This window comes from Kitasatospora sp. NBC_01302, assembly GCF_035976515.1.
In the GTDB taxonomy this organism is placed as follows: domain Bacteria; phylum Actinomycetota; class Actinomycetes; order Streptomycetales; family Streptomycetaceae; genus Kitasatospora.
On the sequence record NZ_CP108404.1, the window covers coordinates 1,574,577 to 1,592,314 of the forward strand.

The 17,738-nt window shown below is 73.9% G+C and carries 16 protein-coding genes and 1 riboswitch; of the genes, 6 read left to right on the forward strand and 10 right to left on the reverse strand.

All coding sequences use genetic code 11. The features are described from left to right. Positions 1-182: 182 nt before the first annotated feature. Entirely contained in the window at positions 183-836 is a 654-nt protein-coding gene (locus OG294_RS07035) for a uridine kinase family protein (protein ID WP_327065552.1), read from the forward strand. A gap of 302 nt (positions 837-1,138) precedes the next feature. Next, the gene (locus OG294_RS07040) at positions 1,139-3,277 is read left to right on the forward strand and encodes an AAA family ATPase (protein WP_442789117.1); all 2,139 of its coding nucleotides are present in this window, start codon (positions 1,139-1,141) and stop codon (positions 3,275-3,277) included. A gap of 71 nt (positions 3,278-3,348) precedes the next feature. Here OG294_RS07040 and OG294_RS07045 read toward each other — a convergent pair whose 3' ends face one another. The 9 genes from OG294_RS07045 to OG294_RS07085 all read right to left on the reverse strand — a co-directional run bounded on the left by OG294_RS07045 (position 3,349) and on the right by OG294_RS07085 (position 10,906). Beyond that, complete coding sequence (locus tag OG294_RS07045) at positions 3,349-4,389, reverse strand: hemolysin family protein (protein WP_327065553.1); 1,041 nt, start codon at positions 4,387-4,389, stop codon at positions 3,349-3,351. Continuing rightward, positions 4,386-5,708: a hemolysin family protein gene (locus OG294_RS07050; protein ID WP_327065554.1), complete on the reverse strand. Its 1,323-nt coding sequence runs from the start codon at positions 5,706-5,708 to the stop codon at positions 4,386-4,388. Before OG294_RS07050 ends, OG294_RS07045 begins: the two co-directional genes overlap by 4 nt. 227 nt (positions 5,709-5,935) lie before the next feature. Further along, the gene (locus OG294_RS07055) at positions 5,936-6,421 is read right to left on the reverse strand and encodes a PH domain-containing protein (protein WP_327065555.1); all 486 of its coding nucleotides are present in this window, start codon (positions 6,419-6,421) and stop codon (positions 5,936-5,938) included. Positions 6,422-6,464: 43 nt separating this feature from the next. Then, positions 6,465-7,310, reverse strand: coding sequence for an ATP phosphoribosyltransferase (gene hisG / locus OG294_RS07060; RefSeq protein ID WP_327065556.1), 846 nt, complete (start codon positions 7,308-7,310; stop codon positions 6,465-6,467). 77 nt (positions 7,311-7,387) lie between these two features. Next, complete coding sequence (locus tag OG294_RS07065) at positions 7,388-7,660, reverse strand: phosphoribosyl-ATP diphosphatase (protein ID WP_327065557.1); 273 nt, start codon at positions 7,658-7,660, stop codon at positions 7,388-7,390. A gap of 124 nt (positions 7,661-7,784) precedes the next feature. Next, positions 7,785-8,258: a 6,7-dimethyl-8-ribityllumazine synthase gene (gene ribH / locus OG294_RS07070; protein WP_327065558.1), complete on the reverse strand. Its 474-nt coding sequence runs from the start codon at positions 8,256-8,258 to the stop codon at positions 7,785-7,787. Between the two features lie 46 nt (positions 8,259-8,304). Beyond that, positions 8,305-9,555, reverse strand: a complete 1,251-nt coding sequence (locus OG294_RS07075) for a bifunctional 3,4-dihydroxy-2-butanone-4-phosphate synthase/GTP cyclohydrolase II (protein WP_327065559.1) — start codon at positions 9,553-9,555, stop codon at positions 8,305-8,307. Beyond that, a complete protein-coding gene (locus OG294_RS07080) occupies positions 9,552-10,199 on the reverse strand; it encodes a nicotinamide mononucleotide transporter family protein (RefSeq protein ID WP_327065560.1) in 648 nt (215 codons plus the stop codon). The genes OG294_RS07075 and OG294_RS07080 overlap by 4 nt, the downstream gene beginning before the upstream one ends. After that, entirely contained in the window at positions 10,196-10,906 is a 711-nt protein-coding gene (locus tag OG294_RS07085; RefSeq protein ID WP_327065561.1) for a riboflavin synthase, read from the reverse strand. The genes OG294_RS07080 and OG294_RS07085 overlap by 4 nt, the downstream gene beginning before the upstream one ends. A gap of 188 nt (positions 10,907-11,094) precedes the next feature. Then, positions 11,095-11,222, reverse strand: a riboswitch (FMN riboswitch). A gap of 252 nt (positions 11,223-11,474) precedes the next feature. Between OG294_RS07085 and OG294_RS07090 the strand changes: the two genes are divergently transcribed. Both OG294_RS07090 and OG294_RS07095 read left to right on the forward strand, forming a co-directional pair. Beyond that, positions 11,475-13,232, forward strand: coding sequence for a CoA transferase (locus OG294_RS07090; RefSeq protein WP_327065562.1), 1,758 nt, complete (start codon positions 11,475-11,477; stop codon positions 13,230-13,232). Next, on the forward strand, positions 13,229-14,971 hold the full coding sequence (locus tag OG294_RS07095; protein WP_327065563.1) for a class I adenylate-forming enzyme family protein: 1,743 nt from the start codon (positions 13,229-13,231) through the stop codon (positions 14,969-14,971). Before OG294_RS07090 ends, OG294_RS07095 begins: the two co-directional genes overlap by 4 nt. 63 nt (positions 14,972-15,034) lie before the next feature. Here OG294_RS07095 and OG294_RS07100 read toward each other — a convergent pair whose 3' ends face one another. Continuing rightward, positions 15,035-15,886, reverse strand: a complete 852-nt coding sequence (locus OG294_RS07100; RefSeq protein WP_327065564.1) for a helix-turn-helix transcriptional regulator — start codon at positions 15,884-15,886, stop codon at positions 15,035-15,037. Between the two features lie 158 nt (positions 15,887-16,044). On the opposite strand from OG294_RS07100, the gene OG294_RS07105 reads away from it, so the two are divergent. After that, a complete protein-coding gene (locus tag OG294_RS07105; protein ID WP_327065565.1) occupies positions 16,045-16,899 on the forward strand; it encodes an NAD-dependent epimerase/dehydratase family protein in 855 nt (284 codons plus the stop codon). Positions 16,900-17,014: 115 nt separating this feature from the next. Further along, entirely contained in the window at positions 17,015-17,704 is a 690-nt protein-coding gene (locus OG294_RS07110; RefSeq protein WP_327065566.1) for a DUF5995 family protein, read from the forward strand. Positions 17,705-17,738: the final 34 nt, after the last annotated feature.

The following is a 17,738-nucleotide window of genomic DNA, read 5'->3' on the forward strand; positions in this document are numbered from 1 at the left end:
TGGGGGAGCTGGGTGAACCCCCGCGACCGGGTCGCGGTGAACGGGCGTTCACGTGTCTGGCCAAGCGAGTATGCCCGATCAAGGGCAATCCGTCACGACCCTCCCGTTTCACCCTCGCCTGTTCCCGCCGACAATCGGCCATCAGGCCCAAAGCCACAGGTCAGCGCCCGTACAGTAGCTCCATGGATCACCCGCACGGCCGCGGCCCCGAGCTCGCCGCCCTCGCCGACCGCCTGCGGGCGCTGCCACCGTCCTGCGGCGCGGTGCGGCTGGTCGCCGTGGACGGCCACGCGGGCAGCGGCAAGACCACCTTCGCCGGCCGGCTGTCCGAGGCGCTGGGCGGCGCACCGGTGGTGCACCTGGACGACCTGGCCACCCACCAGGAGTTCTTCGAGTGGACCGGACGGCTGCGGGACTGGGTGCTGACGCCACTGGCCCACGGGGCGAAGGCCCGGTTCGAGGCCTACGACTGGGGTGCCCGGCGCTTCCGGGGAGCGCGCGAGATCGCCCCCGCTCCGGTGGTGCTGCTGGAAGGGGTGGGCGCCGGGCGGCGGGCGGTGCGGCCCGCGCTGGCCGCGCTGATCTGGATGGAGCTGCCCGCCGCCGACGCCAGGGCCCGCGGACTGCGCCGGGACGGGCCGGAGTTGGCCGCGTTCTGGGCGGACTGGTCGAGCGCCGAGAACGCGCACTTCGCCGCCGACCCGAGCCGTCCGCACGCGGACCTGCTGGTGGACGGGCGCACCGGTGAACCGCTCCCACCAGCCGCGACCGCGCCCGGTGATCGCTCGAGCGGCCCACTAAGCGGTCGCTTGACCGGGGACAGCCGAAGGAACTAGGTTTTTCCACGGAGCGAGATTGTTGATCTCGCAACTAGACGCGGCACCTCCGACTCGTTCCCCCGTGAGCCGGAGGTGCCGCGCCGTTTTCCGGCGGCCCGCGCTGGGCATGGTCCCGAGCAGACACGACAGCAAACCGTCAGTACGCCAACGGTCAACGCGTACCAGTGATTTGGACTTGCACGGCACTCTTCCGGATCAGCGTCACGCGGGTACGATTCCGGGCAGACGCTGCTGCGTCCGGGGTGCACGGCGCTGACCCGCCAACGACCGGGCCTCGGTGCACACCACGGGGGGCGTGAGTGACCAGTCTTGACCGTTCCGGCGGCACCGGGCCCTACGGGCCCGCCGACCGGGCCTGGCTGCGGGCGATGGACGCCTACACGGCCGGCGCCTACGCGCGCGCCGAGGAGGAGTTCCGCACCGCCGTCCGGCTCGACCCGAGCATGGCCGACGCCTGGCTCGGCCTGCACGCGCTGCGCTGCGACACCTCGGGCGCGCTGCTGGCCATGCACCGCCACAAGAAACGTTTCGGCGAACAGCGCCGTCGCCACCAGCGCCCGCTCAGCTCCTGGTACTGGCTGGGCTGGTGGGTGCAGCCGGTGCTGGAGGACCAGCGGGACCTGGCGCTGGCGCACGCCTCGCACTGGCTGGACGGCCGGCACCTGGCCGAGCTCGACCGCGCGATGGTCCAGTGCCCGCCCGCCGACCAGGACCCTTCGGTGCGCTTCCTGCACGCCTGCCGCTCCTACCTGCTCAAGGACTGGGAGCAACTCATCAGGGACACCGACCAGTTGCTCGACGACCCGCTGCTCGGTATCGAGGCCGGACTGTTCGGCGGGATGGCCCGGGTGCGCCTGGACATGTGCGCCCAGGCGCAGACCCCGCTGGCCGCCTCGCTGGCCCGCTGCCGCTCGGAGCAGCCGCAGCGCAAGGAGCTGCGCTACTGGCTGGCCCGGGCCTACGAGGGCGCCGGGCGCAGCGCCGCCGCACTGCCGCTCTACCGCTCGGTGCACCGGGCCGACCCGGCCTTCATGGACACCGCCGCCCGGCTGGCGGCGATCGCCGCCGAGGACGGTCTCGGACTGCTGGAGGAGCTGCCCGCCTTCGGCGCCGGGGAGGGCCTGGCGGAGGAGCCGACGGGGGTGGACACCGCCGCGCTGGACCTGCTCGGCGGGACCGGCGGGGTGCTGGAGACGGCGTTCGGCGAAGGCGGTTACAGCGACCCGGGCTACGGCGAGGGCGCGTTCAGTGAGGGCGCGTTCGGCGAAACGGGCTGGTCGGAGAGCGGCGGTCCGGAGGCCGGCTTCCCCGGCGGCGGGGAGCTGGAGGGCGCGGGGCCGGAGAACGGCACCGGCGCCGAGGAGCCCGACCCCGGGCCGCTCCAGGTGACCGATCGGCCGGTGGCCGAGCGGTCCGGCGGGACCGAGGCCGGGGGCGGCGACGGCGCGCCCACCGAAGGCGTGGCGGCCGAGGGCCTGCCCGCCGACGGTGGCCCCGGTGCCGGCCAGGAGGCGGGCCGTGGCGAACCGGCCGCACTCCGGGCGGGCGGTGCCGCCGGCGCGCCCGAGGATCCGGCGGCCGGGCAGCGGCGGCTGGACGCCGCACTGGCGGCACTGGAGCAGATGGTCGGCCTGGACCCGGTCAAGCGTCAGGTGCGGGCGCTCTCCGCGCAGCTGCGGATGGCCGGGCTGCGGGCCGAGCAGGGCCTGCCGGTGCAGCCGCCCAAGCGCCACTTCGTCTTCTCCGGGCCCTCCGGCACCGGCAAGACCACGGTGGCGCGGATTCTCGGCCAGGTCTTCCACGCCCTCGGCCTGCTCTCCGGGGACCACCTGGTGGAGGCCCAGCGCGCCGACCTGGTGGGTGAGTTCCTCGGTCAGACCGCGGTGAAGGCGAACGAGCTGATCGACTCGGCGCTGGACGGCGTGCTCTTCATCGACGAGGCGTACAGCCTGGCCAACTCCGGCTACAGCAAGGGCGACGCGTACGGCGACGAAGCGCTGCAGGTGCTGCTCAAGCGGGCCGAGGACAACCGGGACCGGCTGGTGGTGATCCTGGCCGGCTACCCCGAGGGGATGAACCGCCTGCTGGCCGCCAACCCCGGCCTCAACTCCCGCTTCACCACCCGGGTCGACTTCCCCAGCTACCGCCCCGCCGAGCTCACCGCGATCGGCAGCGCGCTGGCCGCCCGGGTCGGCGACGGCTGGGACGAGGACGCGGCGGACGAGCTGGCCAGCATCTGCGCCCACGTGGTCGGCGAGGGCTGGATCGACGAGCTGGGCAACGGGCGGTTCATCCGGACCCTCTACGAGAAGTCCTGCGCCTACCGCGACCTGCGGCTCACCCTGTGCCGCGAGCGCCCGAACCGGGAGGACCTGGCGACGTTGCGGCTGCCCGACCTGGTGCAGGCCTACGGCGAGCTGATCGACGGACGGGGCTGACCCGGGCGGGCCCGAGCGGCGCGCCCGGGTCGGCCCCGGCATCGGTCATGGCGAGCGGTCATGGCGAGCGGTCAGGCGACGGCCTGCCGGTGGTCCGGGTCGTGCATCTCGCCGACCAGCTCCTCCAGCACGTCCTCCAGCGTCACCAGGCCCAGCGTGCGCCCGTCCGCCGCCGTGACCGCCGCCAGGTGGGCCGCCGCGCGGCGCATCGCGGTGAGCGCGTCGTCCAGCGGCATCCGCTCCCCCACCACGGTGACCGGCCGCCACAGCCGCACCGGCACCGGCGCCTGCGGGTCCTCCAGCTCCAGCACGTCCTTGATGTGCAGGTAGCCGACGATCTGCTGCTCCGCGTCGAGCACCGGGAAGCGGGAGAACCCGGTGGCCACCGCCAGCTGCTCCAGTTGGCGCACGGTGACCGTCGGGTCGACCGTGACCAGCTGGTCGAACGGCAGCAGCACCTCGCGGACCGGGCGGTGACCCAGCTCCAACGCGTCCTCCAGACGCTCCTGCTCGGCCTCGGCCAGCAGACCGGCCGCCCGCGACTCGGCCATGATCCAGAGCAGCTGCTCGGAGGTGAAGACCGACTCCACCTCGTCCTTGGGCTCGACCTTGAAGGCCCGCAGCACCAGGTTGGCGAAGGCGTTCAGGAACCGGATCAGCGGCGCCAGCAGCCGGGCCAGCCCCGCCAGCGGCGGGCCCAGCAGGAGCGCGGCCCGTGCCGGAGCGGCCAGCGCGACGTTCTTCGGCACCATCTCGCCGATCACCATGTGCAGGAAGACCACCAGGGCCAGCGCCAGCACGTAGGAGACCCCGTGCACCAGCAGTGCCGGGATCCCGACCGCCTGGAAGGGGCCCTCCAGCAGGTGGGCGATGGTCGGTTCGGCGAGCGCGCCGAGCAGCAGCGAGCAGACCGTGATGCCCAGTTGGGCGGCGGCCAGCAGCGCCGAGACCTGCGAGAGCGCGCCCATCATGGTCCTGGCCCGCTTGTCGCCGGCCTCGGCCAGCGGTTCGAGCTGGCTGCGGCGCACCGAGATCACCGCGAACTCGGCGCCGACGAAGTAGGCGTTGCCGAGCAGCAGCAGGACCGAGGCGAAGAGCTGCAGGAAGATCACTTCGACTCCCCCGCCTCGGGCAGGCGCACCAGGCGCACCCGGCTGGTGCGGTGCCGGTCCACGGCCTGCACGGTCAGCTCCCAGCCGGGCAGGTCCGCCTGGTCACCGGGGGCGGGCAGCCGGCCGAGCCGGTCGGCGAGCAGGCCGGCCAGCGTCTCGTACGGCCCGTGCGGGGCGTTCAGGCCAATGCTCTCCAGCTGGTCGATCCGGGCCCGCCCGTCGGCCAGCCAGGTCGGGCGGCCGGCCACCGGCGGCACCGCGAGCAGCTCGGGGGTGGTGCCCGGGTCGTGCTCGTCGCGCACCTCGCCGACGATCTCCTCGACGATGTCCTCCAGGGTCACCACGCCCGCCGTGCCGCCGTACTCGTCGATCACGATGGCCATCGGCTGGCGGCGGCGGAGCTGGTCGAGCAGCTGCTCGGCCGGCAGGGTCTCGGGCACCAGCAGCGGCGCGCCCGCCAGTTCGGCGATCCGCACCTCGGCGCGGCGCTCGGGCGGCACGCCGAGCGCGTCCTTGAGGGTGACCGTCCCGGTGACCTCGTCCAGGCTGTCCCGGTAGACCGGGAAGCGGGAGAAGCCGGTGGCCCGGGTCAGGTTCACCACGTCGGCGGCGGTCGCGTCGCGTTGCAGCGCCGCGACGTCCACCCGGGGCGTCATCACGCTCTGGGCGGTCAGCTCCGCCAGGCTCAGGGTACGCACGAAGAGCAGCGCGGCGTCCTCCTCTATCGCCCCGGCCCTGGCCGAGTGCTGGGCGAGGAAAGCCAGTTCGCCGGGGGTGCGGGCGTGCTCCAGCTCCTCGGTGGGCTCCATCCCGAGCGAGCGCACCAGGCGGTTGGCGCTGCCGTTGAGGCCCGCGATCAGCGGGCGGCACACCGCGGAGAAGGCGCGCTGCGGGCCGGCCAGCGCCCGGGCCACCTGGAACGGGCGGGAGATCGCCCAGTTCTTCGGGACCAGCTCGCCGATCACCATCTGCAGCACGGTGGCGGCCAGCATGCCGACCACCACGGCCACGCCGGTGGCGGCTCCCTCGGGCACACCGATCCCGGTGAGCACCGGGCCGAGCAGCACCGAGAGCGCCGGCTCGGCGAGCATGCCGACCACCAGGGAGGTGACGGTGATGCCGAGCTGGGCGCCGGACAGTTCGAAGGAGAGGTGGCGCAGCGCCTTGCGCAGGCCCACCGCTCGGCGGTCGCCGCCCTGGGCGGCCCGCTCGACCGCGCTGCGGTCCACGGTGACCAGGGAGAACTCGGCGGCCACGAAGAGGCCGTTGGCGAGAATCAGCAGAACGGCCGCTCCCAGGAGCAGCCAGGCGGTGATCACAGTGCCGCCTGCTCTCGATCGGTCCAGGGTCTGGGTTTCGGGAGAGAGGCGGCGGTACTACTGCCGGACGGATCGTCCATCGAGGGGGAGAGTCACTCCTCAGGTCGCTGGGCCACAGGGCCAGGGCGGTTTTGCCCTGCCTTTACCAGGCTAAACGATACCTGTTCGAAACCTTGGCACCTGTGGGGGTGCCCTGGAGCCTGCTCCCGGACCCGTCGGAGCGGGTCTCAGACCGTGCTGGGCTCGCTCGCCGCGCCGTGCACCTCGACGAGGTCGCGCAGGCCGCGGGCGGCCCGCACCGCCTGCTCGCGCCCGCCGCCCGGCTGGATCCCGACGGCGGCCAGCGAGGTCCCGTCGGTCAGGTCCAGGGTGACCCACGGGTCGCCCTGGCGCAGGTTCACCCGCACGATCTCCGCCCACTGCAGGCGACGGCTGCGCAGGAAGTTGACCACCGTGATGCCCTCGGCGTCGGCCAGCACCTTGGGGCGGGCCAGCATCAGGCCCACCCCGGCGAAGACCAGGCCCAGCAGGGTGAGCATGATCCGGTCGTTCAGCTGCCAGCTGGCCGGGAGGATCACCGCCATGCCGCCGAAGACCAGCACCAGCAGCGCGCTGGCCGGCAGCAGCACCAGGCGGTTGCGGCGCGGGGCCCACACCGTGGGCAGCGCGGGCAGCACGGGCGCGTCGGGGCGGTTGTCGGCGGTGGCAGGCATGGCGGTGGAACTCCCGGTCACGTGCGGGACGTCGAGGGGGACGTCAGAGGCGGCAGGCGTGGATGTTGGTGACCAGGACGCCCCGGGCGCCGATCCCCCACAGGTCGTCCATGATCCGCTGGGCCTCCTTGCGGAGCACCATCGAACGGACCGCGACCCAGCCCTCGGTGTGCAGCGGGGAGACGGTCGGCGACTCCAGCCCCGGCGTCAGCGCGACCGCCTCGCCGACCTTCTCGGCCCGGATGTCGTAGTCCATCAGCACGTAGCGGCGGGCCACCAGCACGCCCTGCAGCCGGCGCATGAACTGCTCGATCCGCGGGTCCTCGCCGGCGCCCTTGGGGCGGATCACCACGGCGTCGGAGACCAGGATCGGCTCGCCGAAGACCTCGAGACCGGCATTGCGCAGGCTGGTGCCGGTCTCCACCACGTCGGCGATCACGTCGGCCACGCCCAGCTGCACCGCGGTCTCCACCGCACCGTCCAGCTTGGTCACCGTGGCGGTGACGCCGTGCTCGGCCAGGTGCTGCTCGACCAGGCCGGTGTAGGAGGTGGCGATCCGCCGGCCCTCCAGGCCCTTGACGTCCTTGGGCGAGCCGGCCGGCCCGGCGAACCGGAAGGTCGAGCCGCCGAAGCCCAGCGACAGCACCTCCTCGGCACCGGCCGCGGAGTCCAGCAGCAGGTCACGCCCGGTGATCCCGACGTCCAGGCGGCCCGAACCGACGTAGACCGCGATGTCGCGCGGACGCAGGAAGAAGAACTCGACCTGGTTCTCCGGGTCGACCAGGACCAGTTCCTTGGGGTCCTTGCGCTGGCGGTAGCCGGCCTCATGGAGCATCTCCGCCGCGGGACCCGAGAGCGAACCCTTGTTGGGGAGGGCGATGCGCAGCATGAGAGGAGAGTCCTTCGCTGTGGGAGCGGTGCGGTACGGAACGTGGGAGAACTGCGGTGGGACGCGCGCGGGGCGGGTCAGAGGTAGGCGTAGACGTCGTCGAGGGTCAGACCACGGGCGACCATCATCACCTGAAGGTGGTACAGCAGCTGCGAGATCTCCTCGGCGGTCTGCTCCTTGGTCTGGAACTCCGCGGCCATCCAGACCTCGGCGGCTTCCTCGACCACCTTCTTGCCGATGGCATGGACCCCCTGCTCGACCAGCTGGGCGGTACGGGAGGACGCGGGGTCGCCGGTGGCGGCCTTCTGCTGGAGCTCGACGAAGAGCTCCTCGAATGTCTTGGAAGCCATGATGGCTCTCACCATACGGGGTATCGCGGGGCGGGTGGAAAGCGTCCCGCACGGTGGACACCGTGCTGGACACCGAGGTGGACGCCGGTTCGACGGTCGGCGTCCCGCCCGGTGACGGCGCGCGTCAGCCCAGCGCGCGCAGGGCGGCGGCGGTGGCGACCGCTGCGGTGACCGCCTCGTGGCCCTTGTCCTCCGCCGAGCCGGGCAGGCCGGCGCGGTCGATCGCCTGCTCCTCGTTGTCGCAGGTCAGCACGCCGAAGCCGACCGGGACGCCGGTGTCGACGCTGACCTGGGTGAGCCCGAGGGTGGCCGCCTCGCAGACGTAGTCGAAGTGCGGGGTGCCGCCGCGGATCACCACGCCGAGGGCGACCACGGCGTCGTAGCCGCGCTCGGCCAGGCGCTTGGCGGCGACCGGCAGCTCGAAGGTGCCGGGCACCCGCAGCACGGTGGGCTCGGCGATCCCCAGCTCCTTCAGGGCGCGCCGGGCACCGTCCAGCAGCCCGTCCATCACCTGGGTGTGCCACTGGGCGGCGACCACCGCGACCCGCAGGTCCTGGGCGTTGTCGACGGTGATCTCGGGGGCTCCGTGGCCGCTCACGATGGTGGTTCCTTCCGGTCGGTACGTCGGGTGGGACGAAACGGGTTCAGCCGACGAGCCACGGCAGGTCGTGGCCCATCCGGTCGCGCTTGGTCAGCAGGTAGGCCAGGTTGTGCTCGCCCGCCTGCACCGGGATCGGCTCGCGGCCCTTGACCTTGAGTCCGTGGTCGGTGAGCGCGGTGAGCTTCTCCGGGTTGTTGGTGAGCAGGGTCAGCGAGCGCACCCCGAGGTCGGTGAGCATCTGGGCGCCGATGCTGTAGTCGCGGGCGTCGGCGGGCAGGCCCAGTTCCAGGTTGGCGTCCACCGTGTCGTGGCCCCGCTCCTGGAGCTCGTAGGCGCGCAGCTTGGGGCCCAGGCCGATGCCGCGCCCCTCGTGCCCGCGCAGGTAGAGCACCACGCCGCGGCCGGCCTCGGCCACCTGTGCGAGGGAGGACTGCAGCTGCGGACCGCAGTCGCAGCGCAGCGAGCCGAAGACGTCGCCGGTCAGGCACTCGGAGTGGACCCGGACCAGCACGTCCTCGCCGTCGGGCAGCCGGCCCTCGGCGTCCAGGCCGCCGGCGACCAGGGCGATGTGCTCGACCCCGTCGAGGGTGCTGCGGTAGCCGACGGCGGTGAACTCGCCGTGCAGGGTGGGCAGCCCGGTGACCGCGACCCGGTCCACGTGCTGCTCGGTGCGGCGGCGGTAGGCGATCAGGTCCTCGATCGAGATGATCGCCAGGCCGTGCTCGCGGGCGAAGGCGACCAGGTCGGGCAGCCGGGCCATGGTGCCGTCGTCGTTGACCACCTCGCAGATCGCGGCGGCCGGGGGCAGGCCGGCCAGCCGGGCCAGGTCGACGCCGGCCTCGGTGTGGCCCGGCCGGACCAGGACGCCGCCGTCCACGGCGCGCAGCGGGAAGACGTGCCCCGGACGGGTGAAGTCCGAAGCGGTGCTGTCCGGTTCACCCAGCAGACGGACGGTCAGCGCGCGGTCGGCGGCGGAGATCCCGGTGGACTCCACCTCGCGGGCGTCCACCGAGACGGTGTACGCGGTGCCCTTGCGGTCCTCGTTCACCCGGGTCATCGGCGGCAGGTTCAGCCGGTCGGCGTCCTCCTGGGTGACCGGCACGCAGATCACACCGGAGGTGTAGCGGATGGTGAAGGCCAGCAGTTCGGGCGTCGCGGCGGTGGCGGCGAAGATCAGGTCGCCCTCGTTCTCGCGGTTCTCGTCGTCGACCACGATCACCGCGCGGCCGGCCGCGATGTCGGCGATGGCGCGCTCGACCGGGTCGAGGGTCAGGTCAGTGGAGCTGGTGCTCATGCCGTTACTCCCTGGAAGGTCGGGGCGGGGGCGGTACGGGGGGTGCGGCTGCGCAGCCACCAGGCGCGCAGGCCCGCCAGTACCAGGACGAAGTAGATGCTGTAGGTCAGGCCGGAGAAGGCGTAGCCGTTGTTGAAGGCCAGCGGGACGCCGACCACGTCGACGGCGATCCAGGCGATCCAGAACTCCACCCAGCCGCGGGCCTGGGCGACCATCGCGGCCAGCGTGCCGGTGAAGATGTAGGCGTCGGACCACGGGCTCCAGGACATCCAGGAGTAGTGGGTGAAGAGCAGCGCCAGGCCCACGGTGGCCACCGCGGTGGCGCCGACGAGCAGCAGGCGCTCGGTCCAGGTGGCGAACCGGACCTCGATCTCACCCGTGTCGCGCTTGCCGCGCCGCCACTGGAGCCAGCCCCAGAGCGCGGTGACGATCACGATCACCTGCTTGCCGGCCAGGCCGGACAGGTGGCCCGTCGCGAAGGCGCCGAACAGCACTACGCCGGAGAGGAGTTGGACCGGCCAGCTGGCGATCGAGCGACGCCAGCCGAGCGCCAGCGCACCCAGGCCGAGCAGGTTGCCGATCATGTCGGTCCACAGCACGCGCTGACCGAATATCGAGAAGGCGACGCTGTTGAGCCAGTTCACGAGGCGTCCTTCGGGGCTTCGTCGGAGGCGGTGGTGAGGCCGGCGACGGTGAGGCCGGCGGCGGTGAGGCCGGGGATCGCCCGGGACTCCAGCAGTCGCTCGACGTACTTGGCGAGCACGTCCACTTCGAGGTTGACCGGCTCGCCGACCTTCTTGGCCCCGAGGGTGGTCAGCGCGAGGGTGGCCGGGATCAGGCTGACCGTGAAGCTGTCGGCGGCGGCCTCCACCACGGTGAGGCTGACGCCGTCGACGGTGATCGAGCCCTTGTCCACCAGGTAGCGCGAGATGTCCGCCGGGAGCGAGAACCGCAGCACCTCCCAGCGCGGCTTGCCGTCCGCGTCGAGCTCGCCGGGCTCGCGGCCGACCAGGGCGCCGGTGGCGTCGACGTGCCCCTGGACCAGGTGGCCGCCGAGCCGGGCGCCGAGCGCCATCGCGCGTTCCAGGTTGACCCGCGAACCGGGCCCGAGCGCCCCGAGGCTGGAGCGGCGCAGCGTCTCGGCCATCACGTCGGCACTGAACTCGCCGCTCCCGGAACCGAGTTCCTCGGGACTGTCGACCACGGTGAGGCAGACGCCGTTGACCGCGATGGAGTCGCCGTGGCGGGCACCGGTACAGGCCAGGGGGCCGCGCAGGCGGATGCGCGAGGAATCGCCGAACTCCTCGATGGAGACGACCTCGCCGAGCTCTTCGATGATGCCGGTGAACACCCGGGTTCTCCTCGCGCTAGAGGCGCGGACTCCGGGGCGGCAAAGACTGGGAAGCAGACACGGATCCAACGGGAGCACAGGCGTCGCAACGCCGGAGACGCCACCCCTGAACGGGAGTGGACGCACCGCGCCACTGCCTGAAGAACGCGGCCACCCCGGGAAGGGGACCACGGCACCGCTCGATCCGTCGCGCACGCCTCCCATCCGGACTTTAACCGTCGGTCCAGGAGTTTCACCTGGTCAACCGGCCGCTGGCTGCGGACGGGTCGCGGACTGTAACCGCCGGTTCGGATTTTCACCGACCCCGGAGTGCGCTGAACGTCACTGATTGCACTGCTCTGTACTGCTGCTTGGTTCTGCCGTCATTGTGCCATGATCCGCAAGCGCTCCGGGAGAGGCCTGCACTGTGCTCTCTTTCACTCGACGGGCGGGAATGTGCGCGCGGGGCGCTCGATCATCAGCCATCACCTCAAGTGATACTCTCGTCACAGAGGGCACGCGAGTTCATCCGTGCCCCATCAAGCTCACCCGCACCTTCCGCCGCCCGCTGTCACCCCCATGAGGACCGATGCCACGGAGCAGCGCGAACTGGCCCGCCGTGGCCGACGGTTCGCTCCTTCGCCGATCCGGCAGCACGCCTTCCCCGACCGCCCCGCTCACCGGCGTACCGCTGGCAACGGCCGGTACCGGCACGGCGGTTCGGCTGGCCACCCGTCACCTGCTGGCGCTGGGCTGCACGGCGGCGCCGCCTCGGGCCGCGGAGCGCAGCTGCGGGAGCGCGGCGGGGTGGCTGGGGCTCGGCGGCTCCGGAGCACCGGGCGTCGACTGCGTGATCGACTGGGCCGGGCCGGTGCGGCTCCCGCTCGCCGACGAGGCCGGGGTCCAGGCGGCCTGCGGGATCAGCGCGGTGCACGGGCGGCGCTACGGCCGGCCGACACCGCTCGGCATCGACTACGCGAGCGCGGCGGCCGGGGTGCTGGCGGTGCAGGGCCTGCTCGCCGCGAGGTACGCGGGGCTCCACGGGCACCCGGTCCGTGAGGTGCGCACCTCCGTCGCGGGAGCGGCGCTGGTGACGGTCGGCCAGTACATCGCGGCGGCCACCGCCGACGAAGCGGCGGAGTTCGAGGAGCGGGCGGAACCGGCGCGGGCACCGGGAGCCGTGGACGGGCCTGGTGTGGACGGGCCGCCGTTCAGCAGTGTCGACGGCGTGCGGTTCGAGATCGAGGCGCTGGAGCCGGGCCAGTGGCTGGCGTTCTGGTCGCGGCTCGGCGTCGACCGCCGGGTGATCGGGCGCGGCTGGCCGCCCTTCCAGTTGCGGTACGCCACCGCTCGCTGTTCACTGCCCGCCGAACTCTGCGCGGCCACCGCCGCTTTGCCGTACCACGAGCTCGCCGCGGCGGCGACCGCCGCGGGTGTCGGGATCCTCCCGGTCCGCACGGGCGGCCCCGCCGGCCACCCGGGGCCGCCGTGGCGGATCGCCCCGGCGCCCGGTGCGGTCGGCCCGCCGGGCCCCCGGGGCGAGCAGCGCGCAGCGGGACCACCGGGACCACCGGGGCGACCGCTGGACGGAGTGGTCGTGGTGGAGCTGACCCGGCGCCTGCAGGGGCCGCTGGCCAGCCGGTTGCTCGCCCTGCTCGGCGCCCGGGTGGTGCGGGTGGAGCCGCTCGGCGGCGACCCGCTGCGCGGGGTGCCGCCGATGACGGGCGAGGTCTCGGCCCGGTTCCACGCGCTCAACCACGGCAAGCAGGTGGTCGAGGCGGATCCGCGCTCGCCCGGCGGGCAGCGCACGATCCGCGAACTGGTCGACACGGCCGACGTCTTCCTGCACAACCTCGCCCCCGGCAAGGCCGAGGCCTTCGGGCTGGGCGCGGAGCGGCTGCTCGCCGAGCGGCCGGGGCTGGTGCACGCCTGGGCCTCCGGCTGGGGCGAGGTGTTCGGGGCGAAGGCACCGTTCGGCACCGACTACCCGGTGCAGGCGCACAGCGGGCTGGCGGCCCTGGTCACCCCGCCCGGACGGCCGGCCGCGCCCTCGCTGATGACCATCACCGACGTCTTCGGCGGCCTGATCAGCGCCGAGGCGGTGCTCGCCGCACTGCTGGCGCGCACCGTCACGGGCCGCGGCCAGCGGGTGGAGACCTCGCTCTGGTCGGCCGCCGTCACCCTGCTCGACACGGCCTCCCCGGCCTGCGCGTCCGCCGCGCCCGCGCCCGGCCCCGCTGCCCGCCCGGCGACACCCGCCGAGCTGGCCGCCGACCCCCGCTTCGCCGACGCCCTCCACCGCGACGGCTGCCTGCTGCCCCGCGCCCCCTGGGAGTTCCACCGATGACCGCACCGACCCGGCGCCGTGCGCCCGGCGACCGCGTGCCCGGCCACCGCACGGCCGACGAGCGCGGGCCCTGGCTCTCCCGGCGGGGCGTCGAACTGCCCGATCTGGTGCCCCAGGAGCTGCGGCGCACCTGGTCGGCGCAGGGCCACTACCCGGACCAGGACCTCTACCGGCTGTTCCGGCAGCGGGTGCACAGCCACCCCGACCGGCCTGCGGTGATCGACCCGGGCGGGAGCCTGGACTACGCCGAGCTCGACCGCCGGGTGTGCGCGGTCGCCGGGCGGTTGCGCCGGGCCGGGGTCGCGGAACGGGAGATCGTGGCGATCCGGCTGCCGAACGGCTGGCCGGCCGTGGTGGCCGAGCTGGCGGTGGCGGCGCTCGGCGCGGTCGCCCTGACCTTCCCGGACGGCCGGGGCAGCGGCGAGGCGCTCTCGCTGCTGGCCCGCTCCCGGGCCGGCGCGCTGATCGCCACCGCGGCGACGGTCCGCGAGATCGCACCGCTGCTCGGTCGGCTCCCGGTCGAGCCGCTGCTGTTCAGCTTCGACCGGGCTGCGCCGTCCGGCACCCCGCTGCTGCATCCGCAGCCAGCGGGCACCGACCCGGCCGCCCTTGATCCGGGTGCCCTCGATGGGGGCGCTTTCGACCCGGCCGCCTTTGATCCGGTCGGCGCCGACCCGCAGGCGCCGGCCCGGATCCTGGTCTCCTCCGGCTCCGAGTCCGCGCCCAAGATGATCGCCTACTCGCACAATGCGATGGCGGGCGGCCGCGGCAACTACCTGCGCGCGGTGTACGCGGGCGTCCCGCGGCCACGCCCGCTGGTGCTGGTGCCGCTGGCCTCCTCGTACGGCTCGCTGGGCGTCGTCTCGCTCTACCGGCACGGCGCCACCCTCGTCCTGCTGGACGGCTTCGACGCCCGCACCGCGCTGCGGGCCGTCACCCGCCACCGCCCCACCCACCTGTTCGGGGTGGCCACCATGCTCCGCCGGATGACCCTGCTGCCCCCCGAGCCGGACGAGGACCTCGGCTCGCTGCGCGCGGTGATCGCCAGCTGTGACGGGCTGCCCGCCCCGCTGCTCGCCGCCTGCCTGGAGCGCTTCGGCTGCCCGGTGAGCAACCTCTACGGCTCCTCGGACGGCGTCAACTGCCGTATCGAGCACCACGCCTGGACCGAGGACACGACGCTGCTCGGCCACCCCGACCCGGCGGTCTGCGCGTTCACGGTCCGGGACGAGCACGGCCGGGAACTGCCGCCGGACACTGCGGGCGAACTGTGGACGCGCGGCCCGATGACTCCACTCTGCTACCTCGGCGCACCCGAGCTGGACGCGCGGCGCCGGGCGCCGGGCGGCTGGGTCCGCAGCGGCGACCACGGCCTGCTGACCACCGACGGGCGGCTGCGGCTGCTGCGCCGCAGCAGCCAACTGGTCAAGCGCGGCGGCTACTCGATCAGTCCGGCCGAGGTGGAGCGGCACGTGGGCGCCCACCCGGCGCTGGCCGAGGCCGTCTGCGTGGGCGTCCCGGACCCGGACCTCGGCGAGCGGCTCTGTGCCTGCGTGGTACCGCGCCAGGGCCTGCCCACCCCCACCCTGGCCGAGTTGAACCGGTTCCTGGAGTCCGAGCGCGGACTCGAACGCCGCAAGCTCCCGGAGCAGTTGCTGGCCCTGGCGGCGCTGCCGATCAGCGCGGCCGGCAAGCTCTCCCGCACCGAGCTGACCGCCCTGGCCTGCGCTGAGCGCTGACCGGCAAGCAGTTCTGACGGCTGGCCGGCCGCACTGGTCGGCCATGCCGGTCAGCCAGGGCAGTCAGCCGCGCTGCCCGGCCAGCTGCTGCTGGCCGACCACCCGCAGCAGCTCCAACCGCCCGGCCGTGTCGCTGCCGGGGTCGGCCGTGCAGACCACCAGCAACTGCCCCTCGCCCGCTCCCGCCAGCACCTCGCAGTCCAGTTCGAGCGGCCCGACCACCGGGTGCAGGAAGGTCTTGCGCCCGCTGCGCCGGACCGCGACGTCGTGCCGCTCCCACAGCTCGCGGAACTCGGCACTCCTGGCCAGCAGTTCCGCCACCAGTGCGGCCGCCTCGGGATCGGTGGGCCGGGCCGCGTGGACGGCCCGCAGACTGGCCACGTGGGCCCGGCCGAGCTGCTCGTGATCGGCTGCCGGGAACAGGCCCCTGGCCCCGGGCACGGTGAACCAGCGCCGCACGATATTCCGCTCCCCCGGCGGGAGTTGGCCCAGCGACCCGCTCATCGCGGCGGCCATCGCGTTCTGCGCCAGCACGTCGCCGAGGTCGGAGATCACCTGGGCGGGCGTGTCGTGCAGACGGTCCAGGATCAGCAGCAGCCCGGGCCGCACATGCGTCAGCGTCCGCTGCCCGCGCGGCGGTTCGTGGCCGGCGAGGTGGAAGAGGTGGTCCCGCTCGTCGTCGCTCAGCCGCAGCGCCCGGGCCAGCGCGGCGAGCAGCGGCGGTGACGGCTGCGGGCCGCGGGCCTGCTCCAGGCGCGCGTAGTAGTCGACCGAGAGCCCGGCCAGCCCGGCGACCTCCTCCCGGCGCAGCCCGGGGGTGCGGCGGCGGGCGCCGGGCGGCAGCCCGACGGCCGCGGGCGTGAGGCGGGCCCGGCGGCGGCTGAGGAAGTCGGCGAGTTCCCGGCGATCGGTCATGCCTCCAGCATCGGACCTTCCGGCCGCCGGATCCAGGGACCGCCGGTCCCTGGCTGGCGCATCCGCTGCTCAGGAGGTCTCTGCCGCCCGGCGCCCGGGCGCTGCACTGTGGTGCCGAGCCCGGCACACCCGTCCGGGCAGAGCATGAGGAGCGCACGATGACGAAGATCCTGCTGACCGGAGCGACCGGCCAGGTGGGGCGGCGGTTCCTGCCGCGGCTCGTCCAGTGGGCGGGGGCCGACGCGGTGCGGGTCCTGGTCCGCGATGCCGCGCGGGTCGAGGCGGCGGCCCGGGCCGGGGTGGAGGTGGTGACCGGCGATCTGCGCGACGCCGGGGACCGGGCGAAGGCGCTGGCGGGCGCCACGGCGGTGGTGAACGTGGCGGCGGCCTTCCGCGGGGTGCCCGACGAGGAGGCCCTCGCGGTGAACCGGGACGCGGCCGTCGCGCTGGGCGAGCAGGCGGCTCGGGCTGGGGTGACCAGGTTCGTCCAGGCCAGCACCAACCTGGTCCACCCCGGCGGCCTCGGGCGCCCGGCCGTGGAGAGCGACCCGGCCGAGCCCGGGGCGGGAGCGACCGCCTACCCCGTCTCGAAGGCGCAGGCGGAGGCCGGGCTGCGGGCCCTGGGCGGAGCGCTGGAGCTGACCGTGCTGCGACTGGCCTTCGTGTACGGGGAGGGCGACAGCCACCTGCGCGACGCGCTGCGCTTCACCGGCCGGTGGCCCGCGCACAAGCGGCTGACAGTGGTGCACCACGCCGACGTCGCGCAGGCGCTCCGGCGGGCGCTGAGCTCACCGCAGGCGGCCGGGCGGACCTACAACGTGGCGGACGACGCCCCGGTCAGCAGCCTCGACCTGCACCAGTTGCACGGGCAGGCGCTGCCGGCCGGGGCGACGGCGCTGGTGGACGGGGACCCGTGGGAGATGACGGCGAGCAACGCGGCGCTCCGCGCGGAACTGGGCTGGCGACCGCTCTACCCGTCGGTGTGGACGGCCCGCGACGCCGGGGCGCTGTGAGGCCCTGCCCCCAGCCGCGAAGCGTCCGAACACCAGGATCACCCGTCCGGTCGATCCCGTACAGCCGCTCGATTTGACAGGCTGGACTCCCCACCCGGAGGCCGGAGGTGACGCCATGACAGAGCTGCTCCAGGAGCCGATCCTGACGGTCGATCAGGTCATTGCCCGGATGCGCGGGCTCGCGCCCGGGTTCCCGCCGGGCGACGGGGTCGGCGTCTTCCACCGGATGTACCTGACCGTCACCGAGTTGGTCGACGCCAGACTGGGTGACGGATACTTCGCCGACCCCGCCGCGCTGGCGACGCTGGACGTGCTCTTCGCCGGGCGGTACCTGGCCGCCGTCGACGCGGATGCGGCCGGGCGGCGCCCGCCGGCCTGCTGGCGCCCGCTCTTCGAGCTGCGCCGGCGGCCCGGGGTGTACCCGCTCCAGGCCGCGCTGTCCGGGATGAACACCCACATCGAGCACGACCTGCCGCTCGCCGTGATGGACACCGCCGCGCGGCTCGGCCGCGATCCGCTCTCCTTCGAGGCGGACTACCACCGGATCAACGATCTGCTGGCCCAGGTGGAGGCGCAGGTCCGGGCGGAGCTGCTGCCGGAGTCCGACCCGCTCAGGCTCACCGAGCCGCTGCTGCACGTGCTCGGGGCCTGGAGCATCGACCGTGCCCGGGCGGCGGCCTGGGCCACCGTGCTGGCGCTGCGCGAGCTGCGCCACGCACCGCTCGCCTACCGGGCCGTGGTCGCCGCCCTGGACGACTCGGTGGGCATGGTCAGCCGCGCTCTGCTCACCCCGGTGGAAGGCTGACCAGGGGCGGCAAGGGTGTTCCGCCGAGCCGGCA